19 protein-coding genes are annotated in these 15801 nt (G+C 67.4%); 8 read left to right on the forward strand and 11 right to left on the reverse strand.

Features of this window, described 5'->3' with window-relative positions; genetic code table 11:
* Positions 1-34: 34 nt before the first annotated feature.
* Positions 35-667 carry a ribonuclease HII gene (rnhB, locus tag HALKA_RS0106100; RefSeq protein ID WP_015762290.1) on the reverse strand — a complete coding sequence of 211 codons (633 nt, stop codon included), beginning with the start codon at positions 665-667 and terminating at the stop codon, positions 35-37.
* 43 nt (positions 668-710) lie between these two features.
* The gene (locus HALKA_RS0106105) at positions 711-1322 is read right to left on the reverse strand and encodes a translation initiation factor IF-2 subunit beta (protein ID WP_015762291.1); all 612 of its coding nucleotides are present in this window, start codon (positions 1320-1322) and stop codon (positions 711-713) included.
* Between the two features lie 239 nt (positions 1323-1561).
* Between HALKA_RS0106105 and HALKA_RS19940 the strand changes: the two genes are divergently transcribed.
* Complete coding sequence (locus tag HALKA_RS19940) at positions 1562-2485, forward strand: DUF4397 domain-containing protein (RefSeq protein ID WP_018257145.1); 924 nt, start codon at positions 1562-1564, stop codon at positions 2483-2485.
* Positions 2486-2762: 277 nt separating this feature from the next.
* Here the strand turns inward: HALKA_RS19940 and HALKA_RS0106115 are convergent, their stop codons facing one another.
* From HALKA_RS0106115 to HALKA_RS0106125, 3 genes are all read right to left on the reverse strand, one after another.
* Positions 2763-2957 carry a cold-shock protein gene (locus tag HALKA_RS0106115; RefSeq protein WP_018257146.1) on the reverse strand — a complete coding sequence of 65 codons (195 nt, stop codon included), beginning with the start codon at positions 2955-2957 and terminating at the stop codon, positions 2763-2765.
* A gap of 204 nt (positions 2958-3161) precedes the next feature.
* Positions 3162-4232 (reverse strand): SDR family oxidoreductase, encoded by a 1071-nt coding sequence (locus HALKA_RS0106120; RefSeq protein ID WP_018257147.1) that lies wholly within the window; start codon positions 4230-4232, stop codon positions 3162-3164.
* Positions 4232-5812: a succinic semialdehyde dehydrogenase gene (locus tag HALKA_RS0106125; protein WP_018257148.1), complete on the reverse strand. Its 1581-nt coding sequence runs from the start codon at positions 5810-5812 to the stop codon at positions 4232-4234. The genes HALKA_RS0106120 and HALKA_RS0106125 overlap by 1 nt, the downstream gene beginning before the upstream one ends.
* A 164-nt stretch (positions 5813-5976) precedes the next feature.
* Here HALKA_RS0106125 and HALKA_RS0106130 point away from each other — a divergent pair, with 164 nt between their 5' ends.
* Both HALKA_RS0106130 and udk read left to right on the forward strand, forming a co-directional pair.
* Complete coding sequence (locus HALKA_RS0106130) at positions 5977-6984, forward strand: deoxyhypusine synthase (RefSeq protein ID WP_018257149.1); 1008 nt, start codon at positions 5977-5979, stop codon at positions 6982-6984.
* A 218-nt stretch (positions 6985-7202) separates the two neighbouring features.
* Positions 7203-7841, forward strand: a complete 639-nt coding sequence (gene udk / locus HALKA_RS19180; RefSeq protein WP_018257150.1) for a uridine kinase — start codon at positions 7203-7205, stop codon at positions 7839-7841.
* Between the two features lie 3 nt (positions 7842-7844).
* Here udk and HALKA_RS0106140 read toward each other — a convergent pair whose 3' ends face one another.
* Positions 7845-9383 carry a hypothetical protein gene (locus HALKA_RS0106140; protein WP_018257151.1) on the reverse strand — a complete coding sequence of 513 codons (1539 nt, stop codon included), beginning with the start codon at positions 9381-9383 and terminating at the stop codon, positions 7845-7847.
* 189 nt (positions 9384-9572) lie between these two features.
* On the opposite strand from HALKA_RS0106140, the gene HALKA_RS0106145 reads away from it, so the two are divergent.
* From HALKA_RS0106145 to HALKA_RS0106155, 3 genes are all read left to right on the forward strand, one after another.
* Complete coding sequence (locus HALKA_RS0106145; protein ID WP_018257152.1) at positions 9573-10070, forward strand: GNAT family N-acetyltransferase; 498 nt, start codon at positions 9573-9575, stop codon at positions 10068-10070.
* Positions 10071-10175: 105 nt separating this feature from the next.
* On the forward strand, positions 10176-10310 hold the full coding sequence (locus HALKA_RS22105) for a hypothetical protein (RefSeq protein WP_018257153.1): 135 nt from the start codon (positions 10176-10178) through the stop codon (positions 10308-10310).
* A 131-nt stretch (positions 10311-10441) separates the two neighbouring features.
* Positions 10442-11629: a redox-regulated ATPase YchF gene (locus HALKA_RS0106155; protein ID WP_018257154.1), complete on the forward strand. Its 1188-nt coding sequence runs from the start codon at positions 10442-10444 to the stop codon at positions 11627-11629.
* 28 nt (positions 11630-11657) lie between these two features.
* On the opposite strand, the gene HALKA_RS0106160 is transcribed toward HALKA_RS0106155, so the two are convergent.
* From HALKA_RS0106160 to cysK, 3 genes are all read right to left on the reverse strand, one after another.
* The gene (locus HALKA_RS0106160; RefSeq protein WP_018257155.1) at positions 11658-11915 is read right to left on the reverse strand and encodes a HalOD1 output domain-containing protein; all 258 of its coding nucleotides are present in this window, start codon (positions 11913-11915) and stop codon (positions 11658-11660) included.
* 97 nt (positions 11916-12012) lie between these two features.
* Positions 12013-12729 carry a bacterio-opsin activator domain-containing protein gene (locus HALKA_RS0106165; protein ID WP_018257156.1) on the reverse strand — a complete coding sequence of 239 codons (717 nt, stop codon included), beginning with the start codon at positions 12727-12729 and terminating at the stop codon, positions 12013-12015.
* 83 nt (positions 12730-12812) lie between these two features.
* Complete coding sequence (cysK, locus tag HALKA_RS0106170) at positions 12813-13745, reverse strand: cysteine synthase A (RefSeq protein ID WP_018257157.1); 933 nt, start codon at positions 13743-13745, stop codon at positions 12813-12815.
* A gap of 136 nt (positions 13746-13881) precedes the next feature.
* Here cysK and HALKA_RS0106175 point away from each other — a divergent pair, with 136 nt between their 5' ends.
* On the forward strand, positions 13882-14010 hold the full coding sequence (locus tag HALKA_RS0106175; protein WP_018257158.1) for a DUF8556 family small protein: 129 nt from the start codon (positions 13882-13884) through the stop codon (positions 14008-14010).
* Positions 14011-14120: 110 nt separating this feature from the next.
* Here the strand turns inward: HALKA_RS0106175 and HALKA_RS0106180 are convergent, their stop codons facing one another.
* On the reverse strand, positions 14121-14825 hold the full coding sequence (locus HALKA_RS0106180) for an SOS response-associated peptidase (RefSeq protein WP_018257159.1): 705 nt from the start codon (positions 14823-14825) through the stop codon (positions 14121-14123).
* Between the two features lie 136 nt (positions 14826-14961).
* Positions 14962-15234 carry a hypothetical protein gene (locus tag HALKA_RS0106185; protein WP_018257160.1) on the reverse strand — a complete coding sequence of 91 codons (273 nt, stop codon included), beginning with the start codon at positions 15232-15234 and terminating at the stop codon, positions 14962-14964.
* Positions 15235-15369: 135 nt separating this feature from the next.
* Between HALKA_RS0106185 and HALKA_RS0106190 the strand changes: the two genes are divergently transcribed.
* Entirely contained in the window at positions 15370-15777 is a 408-nt protein-coding gene (locus HALKA_RS0106190; RefSeq protein WP_018257161.1) for a hypothetical protein, read from the forward strand.
* The last annotated feature ends 24 nt before the right edge of the window (positions 15778-15801 follow it).

A 15801-nucleotide genomic window follows, 5' to 3' on the forward strand; every position in this document is an offset into this window, starting at 1 on the left:
TGTATGGCCGCGCGAACCGTCGGTGGCTGCGCGTTCAGAACGACGCCAGCGACGACTGTTCGGCGGCGGCGAGCACGTCGTCGCAGGTCGACCACGAGGTCCGCGCGCAGTCGGGCAACGCGCCGTGCTCGTCGACGTACCGTTTCAGAAACTCGCGTGTCGCCGGATCGCTCGGGTAGCCGCTGCCGACGGCTCCGAACTCGTCGGCCAGCGCCGCGACGTGGGCCTCGCGGGCGGACTTAGCGACGATACTAGCCGCTCCGACGAGCGGGTCGGTCTCGTCGGCCCCGTGTGCGGAGCCGAGGTCGATTTCGGAGTCGACCCGGTCGGCCACCCGCCGGCCGAACCGCTCGGCGTCCGTGTCTCCGGCGTCGACCAGTCCCGAGAGACCGTCGGTCGCGACCGCCGAGAGCGCCTCGGCGTGGGCGGCGACGGTCAGCGTGTTCATGTCCGTCTCGGGATCGTCGATCCGTTCGGGCGTGATCTCGGCGAGCCCGACTGCCGCGACCGACCGGATCGCCTCGGCCAGTCGCTCCCGTCGCTCGTCGGGAATCCCCTTCGAGTCGCCGACGCCGTCGGGGAGGTCGCCGGGGTCACAGCGGACCGCCGCGGCGAACATCGATCCCAGCACCGGCCCCTTTCCGGCCTCGTCGACGCCAAATCGCATCGCTCGTGGTGATGGCGAGGGGCGGCAAAACCGTTGTGGTCGCTTACGCGAGCCGCGAGAAGGCCAGCGTCCCGCTGATGTTCTCGATGTAGATCTCCACCTCGTCGCCTTCCTGCGCGCCGGGGACGAAGATCGTGTACTTGCCCTTCTCGGCGACGCCGTCGCCCTCGCGGCCGGTGCCGGTGATCTTGACCTCGTAGGTCTCGCCCTCTTCGAGGGTCGGCCGGTCGGTCTGGGTGTTCTTGGTCGACTCCTTGGTGACGGGGCGGAAGGCACCGCAGGCCTCACAGCGGAGCATGTCGACGCCGTCCTCGGTGGTGAGTCGGGTGTCGGGCAGGCCACACTCCGAGCAGGTGACGTACTCGGCGACGTAGGCGTCGATAGCGGCCTCGAAGTCGCTGACGGCGAAGTCACCGTTGTAGCGCGCTTCGTTGCCGTCGAACTGGCCGTTGGTCCCGAACTCGCGCTGGATCGTCCGGTGGACGTGCTTTGCCTCTCGCGAGAGCGCGTCCGCGATGGCCTGGAGGTTCGTCAGTCGTGTGAACGCGCCGTCCGTCTGTCCTTCGGGGTCCGGGACCGACAGGCGTTCACCCGCGTCCCGTGGCTGGTCGGGGAGCGCATCGAACGCCCGGTCGAGAGCTGCATCGTAGTTCATACCTAGGTCTCGCGACTGGGACGTATATGGGTTCCGTCGTCGCCCCGAGCGGCCGTCGTCGGGCGGATAACCCCTGTTTTTACCGGCCGGCAGCTGGACGACGCACCGGGATACGGTCGCGTTATCCTCGGATGCCAGTGGACAACGTGGGAGTACCGCTCGCCGGGGCCGACGGCGACCCGCGGCCCCGCAGGATGGCGATTTATAACAAAACGGTGCTGGGCCGACGACGCGAGTGTATGTCACGAAACGCACGGACGATCGGTGCGCTGATCGCGTCGCTACTGGTGGCCGGCAGTCTCCTGACGGCCGGCGGTGTCGTCGCGACACAGCTGACCGACGACAGCGCGGAGCCGGCGACACAGGACACGTCGTATCTCCGCGTCGTACACGCTTCCCCCGACGCGCCGGCAGTCGACGTGACCGTCGACAACGAGACCGTCGTCGCGGATCTCTCCTTCGGCGAGGTCGGTGAGTACCTGACGCTGTCGGCGGGGACGTACAACGTCACGGTCGCTACCAACGAGTCCGAGACCGTCGTCTTCGACGACACGGTGACGGTCGACCCCCGATCGGTCACGACCGTCGCGGCGGCCGGCGAAGTGAGCGAGGACGCGACCGTTCCGTTCTCGCCGATCCTCTACGACGACAACGCCTACGAGCCGGCAGCCGGTGAGTCGGCAATCAGCGTGCTCCACCTCTCGCCCGACGCGCCGGCCGTCGACGTGACCGTCGGCACGGGCAACGAGACGACCGTCCTCGCGGAGAACGTCTCCTACGGCGAGGCGTCGGACTACGTTACCGTCCCGGCCGGGAACTACACCGTCGACGTTCGCGAGGCGACCGCGGACAACGACGGACCGATCGTGGCGACGACCGAGATCGCACTGGACAACGGCAGCGCCCACTCCGCGCTGGCGATCGGGACCGTCGACGGCGAGAGCGAACCGTTCCAGGTGATCCGCACGGAGGACGCGACCGTCGACGTGGAACTGCCCGACACCGAGACGCCCACGCCGACGATCACGCCGCCGCCGGTCGACAACGCGACCGAGACGCCCGGCGATACCGCGACCGAGACTGAATCGGGAGAGAGTACGATGACGGAAGCGCCGTCGCCGACCGAGACCTCGGAGCCGGTCGAGACCGAAGCGGGTGCTTGATACGGACGGTTGTAGGCGTTTACCCAGTCGACCGCACGACGGCGTGCGGTCGATCTGGTAAAGACCTACAACTTTCCGTATGAGACGGCGGCTGTAGCGATATTTCGGCGACGACGGTGGCGTCGCTCTCGTCGGTGAGTTCGGTGAAAACGTTGTCCGTCGCGCCGCGATGGCGGTCTGGAGAGAGAAGCGCCGTCGCCGGCCGGTGGGAGACCCGCGACCGGTCTGGCCTCACACGCCGCGAGGCGTGGTCAGCACCGACAGCGGCTTCGAAACGTTAGTTGCGGACGACGTTCGTCGCGCGGGGGCCTTTGTCGGCCTGTTCGATGTCGAAATCGACGTCTGTGCCTTCTTCGAGGTCTGGGCCACCCACGTCTTCCATGTGGAAGAAAACGTCTTCGTCCGCATCCTCTGTCTCGATGAAACCGTAACCGCCTGTGTCGTTGAAGAAATCGACAGTACCGTTTGCCATTACAATAAACGAAATGCCAGTCACGGGAATAAAGGCTTGCATTTCGTTTTCTTTGCTCCGGTTCTACTGGACGTTTGACTTCCACCCGTCGCCTTTCGCGCACATCGATGACGGTACGTCCACGCTCGCGCCCATTTTCTGTGGGTTCCACTCGCCTGCCGGCGAAAGCCGGTAAAACGGTAGTTCCCAGACGACGACGGTCGTTCACACCATCGCACTGTCGTCGATCTCGGGGTGCTCGCGGGCGTAGGCGACCAGTCTGTCGGCGTAGCTCTCGAACAGCGGGCAGGCCACGCCGGTCCCGGACAGCGCGCTACGGGTGTTCGCGTCGGTGTAGGTCGTCGGGTGGGTGAGATACGGCATGGCTGCCGGTTCGAGGCCGCATCGCTCGGCGACGCCCGGGAGTCGGTCCAGCAACGCCGTCGAGAGTCCCGCGGTCCCGCGCAGCGGGACGACGGTCTGTCCGGTCGCTCGCCCGAACGCGCGCAGGACGCCGACGACCGTCGGCGGGTGGGGGTTGCACAGCTGGTACACCTCGCCGACGGTGTCGGCCCGTGCGGACAGTGCGGCGACGGCGTCGACGACGAAGTCCCGCGGCACGACGTTCATCGTCGTCGGCTTCGCGGGTGCGGGCGCGACGGCGATCCGTGGCTGGCGACGGAGCAGAGACAGGAGGTAGTAGGGGCCGTCGTACTTCTGGGTCGCGCCGGTCTGGCTGTCGCCGACGGCGATCGCCGGCCGGTAGATCGTCGCCGGCAGGCCCGCGGTCATTCGCTCCTGGACGGCGACCTCGGCGGCGAACTTCGTCGCTTCGTAGTGGTTGTTGAACGACTGCCCGACGTCGAGGTCCGCGTGCGTGAACGCTCCGTCGTGGCGGCCGCTGACGTAGCAGGTGCTGACGTAGTGCAAGCGGTCGACGCCGGCCCGTTCTGCGAACGCCAGCACGCGCTCGGTCCCGTCGACGTTGACCCGCTCGGCCAGCCGCCGCTCGACGCCGAGGTCGTACACTGCGGCCAGGTGATACACCGTCCTCGTCGCCGCTCGCAGCGACGCTGGGTCGTCGAGCCCGAGGTCGGGATCGGTGATGTCGCCCTCGACGAGTCGGACTCGTCCGGCCTCGACTCCGGCGGCCTCGATCAGCGAGCGCCGCCGTCGCCGGGCCGCCTCTCGGTAGGCCGGCTGGACCAGACAGGTGATCTGTTCGTCGCCACGCCGTAGCAGCCGCTCGACCAGTGCCGACCCCAGGAAGCCGGGGAAGCCGGTGAGAAACTGCACTACGGTCCTCCCGGGCGGTGGCGACGCCACCAGCGCAGGGCCTCGACGCCGGCCTGTGCCGCCCGCCCGATCCAGCGCTTGGGGACGCCGTCGACGGGAGCCAGCGGCGGTCCGCGCTGGGTCGTGACCGTCTGTGTCTCGGTGTACTTCTCGATCCCCTGGCGGCCGTGACGGCGGCCGATCCCCGAGTCGTCGACGCCGCCCATCGGCGCGTCCGTCGAGGCCCACATCCCGAGATAGCCGTCGTTGACGGAGACCGAGCCCGCCTCGATCCGGCGGGCGACTCGTCGCCCGCGCCCCGTGTCACCGGTCCAGACGCTGGCGTGGAGCCCGTAGTCGGTGTCGTTGGCGCGCGCGATCGCCTCCTCGCTGCCGGCGACCGGCGTCACCGACAGCACCGGCCCGAACGTCTCCTCGCTGGCGGCGTCGGCGTCCGCGGGCAGCCCCGTCAGCACCGTCGGTTCGTAACACAGCGGTCCCACGTCCTCGCGGCGCTGACCGCCCGTCTCGACGGTCGCGCCGCGCTCGCGGGCGTCGGCGACGTGGGCCTCGACGGTCTCCAGTTGGTGGTCGGCGATCAGCGACCCCACGTCCGGCTCGAAGTCGAAGCTCGCACCCACATCGAGCCGTTCGGTCGCTCGGACCAGCGCGTCGCGGACGTCGTCGTAGATCCGCTGATCGACGAAGACGCGCTCGAAGGAGATACACAGCTGACCGGCGTTCGCGAAGGCTCCGCGGGCGATCCCACGCGCGGCGTCCGCGATGTCCGCGTCCTCCAGCACGACCGCCGGATTCTTGCCCCCGAGCTCCAGCGACGCGTCGACGAGGTGCTCGCCGGCCAGCCCGGCGACGATCCGGCCGGTCGCCGTCGAGCCGGTGAACGTGAGGTGGTCGATCCCCTCGATGAGCGGCTCGCCCAGCGTCTCGCCGCGCCCGGTCACGACCTGGACGAGATCGGTCGGGACGCCCGCCCGGTCCAGCAGTTCGACGGCTCGCAGCGCGGTAAACGGCGTCGCCTCGGCGGGCTTCAGCACGACGCCGTTGCCCGCCAGCAGCGCCGGCAGCATGTCGGAGATCGCGAGCGTCAGCGGATAGTTCCAGGGCTCGATCAGCCCCACCACGCCGACCGGATCGTGGTACTCCGTCGCCGTCGTCACCAGCGGGAGCCCGCCCGCTCGCTCGTCCGGGGCCAGATAGTCCGGCCCCTTTCGCGCGTAGTAGTCGGCGTTGAGGACCACGTCGAGCAGCTCTTCGAGGGCGTCGAAGCGGGCCTTCCCGGTCTCTAACTGGACGGTGTCGAGCAGGCCGGCCCGGTCGTCGAGCAGCTCGTCGGCGACGGACTGGAGGATCGCCGCCCGCCGTTCGACCGGCCGCTCGGCCCACGCCGATCCGGCCGCCCGGGCGCGCTCGATGGCAGCCGCCACGTCGTCGGCCGTACACAGCGGCACCGACCCAACTCGCTCGCCGGTGTACGGCGCGGTCACTTCGAGGTCGTCCCGTTCGCCCGTCCGAGTCACCCGATCTCTGAGCCGCTCGCGCGTCCGTTCGGGCAGCCGTCTCTCGGCATCGACCGTGTCCATGTCCACCCACTACGGACTCATACGGTTTATTGTAGTTGCTTACCGGTGATCGTCGCCACGGAGTAGACGATCACCGGTAAATCGCTACAATAATCCGTATCAGAGCTCATGGGCTTTCGGCGCGAACCGGGGCGTTGAAAGCGCGGGGCCGTCGAGTACGGACAATGAGCGACGACGAGCGAGAGACCTTCAGTCACGACCCGATCGATCACGCGGACGTTCGGGGCGGAATGACCGTCGGCGAACTGGTCGAGCAGTACGGCGCGGCGGGGATCGGCGCGGCGGACCTCCACGAGGCCGTCGACATCTTCGCGGCGATGTGTGACGACGACGTGACGACCTTCGTCGGGCTCGCGGGTGCGATGGTGCCCACGGGGATGCGTCAGATCGTCGCCGATCTGATCCGGGACGGCCACGTCGACGCGCTGGTGACGACGGGCGCGAACCTCACCCACGACACCATCGAGGCCATCGGCGGCAAGCACCACCACGGTGCCGTCCACGGGGAGGGCAAGTCCGAACGCGAGCACGACGAGACGCTGCGCGACGAGGGCGTCGACCGCATCTACAACGTCTACCTCCCGCAGGAACACTTCGCGCTGTTCGAGTCGCACCTCCGCGACGAGGTCTTTCCCGTCCTCGCCGAGGAGTGTGACGACGGCGGCGTCTCCATCCAGCGGCTCACCGAGGAGCTGGGACGGGCCAACGCCGAGGTCAACGAGTCCGAGGACATCGACGAGGGGGCCGGCATCGCCGCCGCCGCCTACGAGCACGACGTGCCGATCCACTGTCCGGCCGTCCAGGACTCCGTGCTGGGGCTCCAGTCGTGGATGTACTCACAGACCTCGCCCTTTACCCTGGACGCGCTGGGGGACATGACCGCGATCACCGACCTGGCCTACGAGGCCGACGAGGCCGGCGCGCTGGTCGTCGGCGGCGGCGTCCCGAAGAACTACGTCCTCCAGACGATGCTGGTCTCGCCCGACGCCTACGACTACGCGGTCCAGCTGACGATGGACCAGCCAAACACCGGCGGCCTCTCCGGCGCGACGCTGGACGAAGCCCGATCCTGGGGGAAACTGGAGAAGGCCGCCCGCAACGCCTCGGTGTACGCCGACGCGACGATCACGCTGCCGCTGCTGGTCGCCGGAGCCCGCGAGCGAATCGAATAGCCGTCACCGTCTCCACGCTCCATCCCGGACTCTGGATCGAGCTCCGCTCCGTGTCCGCGCTCCGAGGACTCTCTCCGGCGTCTCGTCGCCCTCGCCGGCCCCGTCCCGTCGATCGACGGCTCACCGGCGGGATCGTCTCCCGGGATCGGATGCTGTCGCGCTCCCGATCGACCGAGATAGGAAATCTTTCGTACCGATACGACAGAGATGCCGTCTGGATGGCTGATGCATTCGTGCTCGGTATCGCCGGGGGGTCCGGCGCGGGCAAGTCGACGATCGCGAGGGATCTCTCGACGGCGGTCGATCCCGAAATAACGATCATCTCGCTGGACGACTACTACGAGGACCTCTCGGAGCTCCCGCTCGCGGAACGCGAGGATCGCAACTTCGACCACCCGGACGCCATCGACTGGGACCGCCTCGTCGCGGACGTCGAGGCCCTCTCGCGCGGCGAGACGGTGACCGTACCCCAGTACGACTTCGAGAAACACGCCCGCGCGCCGACCTCCAGGACGGTCGATCCGGGGCCGATCGTCGTGCTGGAGGGGATCTTCGCGCTGTACCACGACCGGATCGTCGCACAGCTCGATCTCGCGCTCTACGTCCAGACCGACGCCGACGTTCGCGTGCTCCGTCGCCTCCAGCGGGACGTGACCGAGCGCGGCCGCACCGTCGACGGCGTCGTCGAGCAGTACCTGTCGACGGTCAAGCCGATGCACGAGCAGTTCGTCGAGCCGACGAAGGAAAACGCGGACCTCATCGTCCCCGAGGGAACGAACCCGGCAGTGATCGACGTTCTCCGCGAGAAAGTCGCCAGCGAGATGGCCGCCCACAGAGAGGCCGCCACCGAACTCTGACCGTTACTCGTCTGTCGTCGCCGACGACGCTTCGTCTGTCTCCCCGGTGGCCGTCGGCTCCTCGGCCGCGGTCGACTCCGAGGTCTCGGACTCCGTCTGGGCCATCGCCTCGGCGTCGGCGGTCGCGGCCGCCTCGGCCGCCGTGCGCTCCTCGCTCCCGCCGATCACGTCGTACCTGAGCAGGAGCCACGCCGCTACCACGACGCCACCGACGAGTGCGAACGCCAGCGAGACGGTGCCGACGCGACCGAACAGCTGGCCGACGATGCCCAGGAACAGTTCGACCATCGGCTCTGCCGACGCCTCGCCGCCGGCCCCGACCTGCCGTGTGACGCTCCGTTCGACGAACGACTGTAGCGGTCCCAGCGCGAGGTAGATCGGGAGGCCGGCGATCACGAGCGAGACGCCGAGCGAACCCGCGACGGTCTGGACCGAGCGGGTCGCGTAGTACAGCAGGCCCACGAGTGCCAGCCCGACCAGCGGGAGGACGAACACCAGCCGATCCAGCCAGGTGACTGCGGTCTGGGCGTCTTCGAGGCTCTGTCGCGTCGCGGGATCCATGTCCTCGGTCAGATCCAGCGTGTCGGGCAGTTGCTCGTCGAGCTGGGCTTGCGTTCGGTCACCGACGGCGGCCGCAGCCGCGGCCTTGTGGCCGTCGATCTCGGACTGGAACGTCTGGTAGCTCATATCGGTCGTCAGCGCCTCCGCGAACGTCGCCCGCATGTCGGTCGTCGCCGCGTCGAGCCCGTCGCTGTCGGCGTCGCTGGGTGCGACCGACTCGTTGAGCTCGGCGAGTTGGGCGTCGACCTCCCCGTCGATCTCGTCGCCGCGCTCGCTCTCGATGCGCTCGCGCAGCGCCGCTCTGATCTCCGCTTCGTTGTCCGCGACCAGTTGCTCCTTTTCGTCCCCGGTGTACTCACGAGGGTCGTAGTCGGGGATCACCAGCGCCAGCTTCTCGTCGTTGCTGGTGTTTTGCCAGGCTCGCTCGACGGCCTCGTCGAGGACCCGCTGGCGGATATCGGTCCGGAAGTCGGCCTTCGCGGCCGCGTATCCGCTCTCGTTGGCGGTCATCTGCTCGACGGTCGACTCGTCGACGGGCCCGTCCAGCTCCGTCTCGGACTGTGCGAGCAGCTCCGGGACGGTCGCGTTGCGCACCTGCTGCTCAACCGCCGCCGACAGTCCGCTCTTGAGCGCCACCGTGTCGACGGTGAGGTTCAGCGTCTCGCTGTTGCCGTGGAGATACGCGTACGTCGCCGCGACGTTGCGGTCGGTCTGGTTGGCCAGGTACGACCTGTCGATGCTCTCACGAAGCAGCGCCTCGGTGTCGACCCCCTCGGCGACGCCGGCAGAGACCTGACCGCTCGCCGTCGCCACCGTCGCGTTCTCGACGAGCTGATAGCCGCCTTCCTCCTCGATGGTCGTCTGGGTGAACCCCGGATCGAGGACGGTCAGGTGGGCCGCCGCCAGCAGATTGCCCGTGACGAGCGTCGAGGCCAGCAACAGCGTCACGACGACGACAGTGAACTTGCGAACGAGACTCATCGGGAGCTCCCCCACTCTGTGCGTGCCTGCATCGCCGGGAACGTGTGCTGTCGACTGTGAACCATGCGTCTGATACCCCGTCATCTGTGATCCCCTGACTTAGCCCTACCGGCGGGAGTATCACCTGTAATACTGGCCGGGACCGGGCGGTGGAGTAGTTCTATGTGGCCCTCTATCGTACGACGTAGTATGCCACCCTCTGTCACAGTTCAGCCGGCAACCGAAGGCGACGCGGCGGCGATTCGGCGGGTCGCACACGCCGCCTGGCACGCGACCTACCGGGACGTGTTCGACGAGGCGCGCATCGACGAGATGGTCGAGGAGGGGTACGCACGGGACGTGCTGACGGAGCTGATCGCCCTCGACGAGGTCGGGCTGTTCGTGGCGACGGTCGAGGAGGCGGTCGTCGGCTACGCCAGCTGTGGGATGACCGAGGCGATCGGTGTCGGCGACCTCGACATCTACGTCCACCCGGAGTACTGGGGAGCGGGTGTCGGAACGGCGCTGCTCGAACGGGGCCGCCAGCACCTCGCCGACATCGAGACGACGACGATCCGCGACGAGGTGCTGGTGGCCAACGAGGTCGGGAACGCCTTCTACGAGAAGCACTTCGAGCGCGTGGGTCAACGGACCGTCGAGTTCGACGGAATCGAGCGGACGGTCAACGTGTACGAGGCGAGAGTGTAACCCATCGAGCGACGGGACGCCAGTGCGGCAGCTCGCGTGTGCGACTCTCCCCCACTGTCGGTCGCTTTGACAGCGTTTAAACGGCCGATTGGCGTGACTGTGTGCATGAGCTTCGACGTCGGACTCGTCGGCAAACCACCGTCGGACCGTCGGTCCGACGAGGATCGCGAACCGTCGGTTCGCTCGCCCTCTGTCGGCAAGTCCACCTTCTTCAACGCCACCGTCAGAGCGTCGCTCTGACGGGCCGCGAAATCGCGGTGCGATTTCGCGACGGCGACGATGAACGACGTGCCGGGTCGAATGCATGGCACTCTCACTCACTCTCGATCCCTTTGACAGCGTTTAAACGGCCGATTCCCATGACTGTGTCCATGAGCTTCGACGTCGGACTCGTCGGCAAACCCTCTGTCGGCAAGTCCACCTTCTTCAACGCGGCGACGATGAACGACGTGCCGGAAGGGGCCTATCCCTTCACGACGATCGACCCCAGCGTCGGCGAGGCCTACGTTCGCGTCGAGTGTGCCGCCCCCGAGTTCGACCACACCTGCACGCCGAATCTCGGCTACTGCGAGGACGGCACCCGGTTCGTCCCGGTGCGTCTCGTCGACGTGGCCGGCCTCGTCCCCGGTGCCCACGAGGGTCGAGGACTGGGCAACCAGTTCCTCTCGGACCTCAACGAGGCCGACGTGTTGCTCCACGTCGTCGACTTCTCCGGGACGACCGACATCGAGGGCGAGCCCACCGAGGACCACGACCCTCGCGAGGACATCGACTTCCTCGAAGACGAACTGGACATGTGGTACCTCGACGTGCTGGAGAAGGGCATCGAGCGCTACCGTTCGGGGTATCACGGCGACGAGGCGGCGATCGAGGAGGACCTGGCGACCCAGATGGACGCGTTCCGGACCAACAAAGACGAGATCAAGCAGGTGATCCTCTCGCTGGATCTCGAACTGGACCCCGACACGTGGGACGGCGAGGACCGCGAGGCACTCGCCCGCGAGATCCGCAAGCGCACCAAGCCGATGGTGATCGCGGCCAACAAGATGGACACGCCCGCCGCCAAGGAGAACTTCGAGGAAATCACGGACGACCCCGACTACGACCACCTGACGATCGTCCCGACCAGCGCCCACGCCGAGAAGGCGCTCAAGAACGGCGACGAACAGGACGTCCTCGACTACCTGCCCGGCGACAGCGAGTTCGAGATCGTCGAGGACGTGCCCGGAGAGAAAGCGGCCGCACTGGAGCAGATCAGCGAGTTCGTCGGCGAGTACGGCGGTACCGGCGTCCAGCAGGCCATCGAGACGGCGCTGTTCGACGAGCTGGGCTCGATCGCCATCTTCCCCGGCGCGCGCAAGCCCCAGGAGGACGGCACCTTCCTGCAGGACTGCTTCGTGCTGGAAGACGGCGCGACCGCCGAGGACTTCGCGTACTTCCTGCACACCGACATCGGCGACGGCTTCCTGCACGCCCACGACGTTCGCAGCGGCCGCCAGATCGGTGCGGACACGGTGCTCGATCACCGAGACGTCGTCGAAATCACGACGACGAACTAGGTCGCCGCGTGAACGGCGAGAATGAGTGTCAGTTCTCTTCGATCGTGACGGTTTCGTCCTCGACGGTGACGGTGTATCCCTCGTAGTCGAACGATATCCGTACCGTGGTCTCTGTGTGTGTCACCATCGCATCGAGTGCCTCTGGATCCACGACATCGTACAGTGGCGTGAGGTCCGTCGCGGCGACCCCTTCCCGGTCCGCGACGGCCCGAACGATGTCTTCGGTCGTGGCTGGTGGATCACGTGCTGTACTCTGATTCGGAACCTCTGATGTCATGCTGAGCATAGCTGATCGGTGTCGTGCCCTTCCCATCGGCACGGATAGTTCTGCCACTTTGGTGGATGGGATAGCTCGGGGAGAAACTACTGCCTATGCTGAATGGTTAGTGACTTGCAGGCACACTGTCGTGTTCGTCGTCAGGCACTTCGAACAGCTCCAGTAAGAGCACTTCCAGCCCGCGATAGAGGTGCTGGCTGAAGGTCGGCTGTGAGATGCCCAGTGCGGCTGCACAGTCGCTCGCGGAGCTTCTGCGTGGCCAGGCCAGATAGCCACTCTGGACGGCCGCACGGACGGCATCTCGCTGTTTCGTGGTCAGCGACGAGAGGTACCGTTCGGCCCCGACCGCTCCCGTCACGGCGACGAGGTCGGCGTCGTCACGGTGCCACTTGGACAGCAGCGTCGCCCCCGCATGGTGTCGGACCACCGCGTCCACGACGGTGATCGGGTCGGCGTCGTGGGGCACCTCGACGACGACCATCCCCGTCCCGGCGTCGGCGACACTTCGCCTGACGACGGCGTGGACCGTCGCCAGCGTGCAGTGGATGCACTCTTCGCTGTCGGCGACGACCTCCAGTAGACAGGTGTCGCCGTCCGATCGGACGATCCGGGTCGATCTGACGCCCGGAAACGACTGCGCGAAGCGTTTCGTCTCCGACGGCGTCGCTGCGACGGTGTAGTATCGTAACACGTCGCCGTTGTCCCGGTGTATCACGTCCTCGTTGACGACGCGACAGTCGAGTTCGTCCGACATCGCGACGAGGAAGTGCTCCGGATCGCGCAGCTCGAATTTCAGCTCGACCGTAGCCCGCTCCGTGTCCATACCTCAGCATCCACGGTCGGCTACTAATTCATAATTGCTGTACCTAGGTATTAACGGGAGTAAGGAGGGATTAACGGGGCGATCTACTCGAACAGATCGGTCGACAGATACCGCTCGCCGGTGTCCGGGAGGACGACGACGACGGTCTCGTCGGGGTGCTCGCGGGCGTACTCGACGGCGACGCCGAGGGCCGCACCGGCGGAGATGCCGACGAGGACGCCCTCCTCGTGGCCGAGTCGCCGGCTCCACTCGCGGGCGTCGTCCGACGTGATCGTCCGGACCTCGTCGAGCAGGTCCCGTCGCAACACGTCGGGGACGAAGCCGGGGCCGATCCCCTGAATGTCGTGGCTGTCCGGATCGTCGGCCGAGAGGAGCCGCGAGGCGTCGGGTTCGACGGCCACCGAGGTCACGGAGGTCTTGCCCCGATCCGCTTTGAGGTGTTCGGAGACGCCGGTGATCGTGCCGCCGGTGCCGACCCCGGCGACGACGGCGTCGACGCTGCCGTCGGTCGCGTCCCAGATCTCGGGGCCGGTCGTCTCACGGTGTGCGCTGGGGTTGGCCTCGTTCTCGAACTGGCGGGCTCGGACGGCGTCGTCGGCCTCGGCCAGCTCGTCGGCACGTTCGATCGCGCCGCCCATGCCGTCCTCGGCCGGGGTCAGTTCGAGGTCGGCACCGAGGGCCCGCAACAGTCGACGGCGTTCCTCGCTCATCGACGCCGGCATCGTCAGCACGCAGTCGTAGCCGTTGGCCGCACAGACCGCTGCCAGCCCGATCCCGGTGTTCCCGCTGGTCGCCTCGACGACGGTGCCGTCCGCTGACAGCGCACCGCACTCGCGTGCGGCCTCGACCATCGCCAGCGCGATGCGGTCTTTGACCGAGTAGGGGTTCGACGATTCGAGCTTCCCGTACAGGTTCGACGCAAACGAGTCGAGCCACAACAGCGGCGTCTCACCGACGAGATCGGTGACGCGCTCTGCCGCGGCTACTCGTTCGACGGTGTCTCCAGCAGCGGTCATGCACCCGTAGTTGGACGGCGACGACGCTGAGTTGTCTCCCCTCGTACTGGGGGAATTGAAGTCGCGTCTCGTGTGTCGGTTAACTCGGTTCCGAGTCCGGGCACATTTATATCCAATGAACGATTATGAAGAACTGATGCCACAGATCACGGTCTCAGACCAGCTGTACCGCAAGCTCGAAGAAGCCACGGAGGACCGGGACACAGAGGACGCGATGTGGGAGATGGTGTACCGCTTCGATCGCGGCAACAACCCCTCTGAGTGAGACTGTCGGCAGTCACTGTTTCGAGTTCTCCGCGACCCCGGAGCGCGAGACGCTTCTGGACGTACAGCCGACACACGGAACGACCGACCGGTCTCCGACCCCGATCGGACCTACGCCCCGGGCGCGTCGAGGACCGCGGGTGAGTCGTTGCTGGGATCGTTGACCGCCGTCGAGACCGGCCGGGCCGCGAGTTCGCCGTCGTAGGGCTCCAGCAGGGCGCGGCGCTCGTCGTCGTCGCCGTGGAGCCAGATCGCTTCTTCGCCCGGATCGAGGATCACCGACATCCGGTGGTGTAGCTCGCGGACGAACTCGTTGGGCTCGGTCGTCAGGACGGTGAACGTCTCGACGGTCGTCGTCTCGCCGTGCTCGCCGTCCGTCCGCGTCCCGAACTCGCCGAGTCCGGTCTGTCGCTGTGGCGGCCGCCACCGTTCCCACAGCCCCGCCATCGCGAAGGGGCGCTGGTCGTCCCTGGTGACCCGATACGGCTGCTTCTCGGTTCCCTCCGCTCGCCACTCGTAGAACCCGTCCGCGGGCACCAGACACCGGCGTTGCTCGTAGGCCTCGGCGAAGCTTCGCTTCTCTGTGACCGTCTCGGCGCGAGCGTTGATGAACTCGAACTCGCTCCGGTCGTCGGCCCACGACGGGATCAGGCCCCACTCCATCTGCTGGATCGTCCCGGGCTCGTCGGCGGTGATCACCGGGAGCGACTGACGGGGCGCGGCGTTGTACCGCGGCTCGTACGCTTGGGCGAAGGTCGCACCGAAGCGCTCTTCGATGTCCTCGCGTGGCGCGAACAGACTGTAGCGACCGCACATACCCAGACGTGGGGCCGCCCGCGTCTAATACTGTCGGCTGGCCGCGAGCACGTCTCCACACCGGGACCGGCACCGCTTCACGACGCTCCGGCCGACCGTATCGCCCACACCGAGCCGGCTCGGCGTCGCCGACCGATCACTCCGCGTCCAGCGCCGCTGCGATCGCCTCCAGCTCTGCCTTCCGGAAGGCCCGGTCGGTCCGCTCTACGGTCTCCGTCTCGCCGATCTCGCGGCGAATGCCGCCGCGCATCTCTCCTTTCGGTGGGAGCCGGTCCGTGTCGATCTCGTAGCCCACTGCCTCACAGATCGCGGCCAGGGCCTCTTTCGTGAAAGCCGTGGATTCGACGCGCTCGTAGCGGTCGACGGCGACCCGAATCTCGTTGCGTAGCTCGTCGACGGTCGGTGCCATAGCTCCCACCGGGTGTGGCTCCGGCCTATCCGTTTCGGTTCTCACGCGACCGGCCACGGTCTGTGACGAGACGGTCGGGATATCACCCCGTAACGGGCGCGATTTTAAGCCCGATCGGGCCTTATCTGGCGGTAGATGACGGGCGACCCCTCGTTTGCGATTCCGGCGCGGCCGCGGCGGCGCTACCCTTCCAGCGGCGGGGTCGAGTACGAGGGCCAGACGAGATTTCGGCTCGAACCGGCGACCGAGATGTCACAGACGGCACTCGGCCAGCTGGTCGAGAGCGTCCTCGCGGACGGCCCCTACCGTTCGGGGGCGTTCATCGAACTCCCGATGCCGCTGTGGCTGGTCCGGGACGAGGGCAGCGCCGACGTGTTCCGCGTCTCGATCCGGGGCGGTTGTGTCCGTCTCCACGTCCTGCCAGAGACGGGATCGGCGGGGCTGCGACGCTTCTACGACCGACTCGTCGCGGCCGGCGACTGCGCGTGGGCCGTCGACTGTCGGTCCGACATCGCGGACGGTCCCGGTTACGAAGGCGGGTAACACAACTGTCTTGACGACCAGGGC

The sequence above is a fragment of the Halomicrobium katesii DSM 19301 genome, assembly GCF_000379085.1.
Lineage (GTDB): Archaea > Halobacteriota > Halobacteria > Halobacteriales > Haloarculaceae > Halomicrobium > Halomicrobium katesii.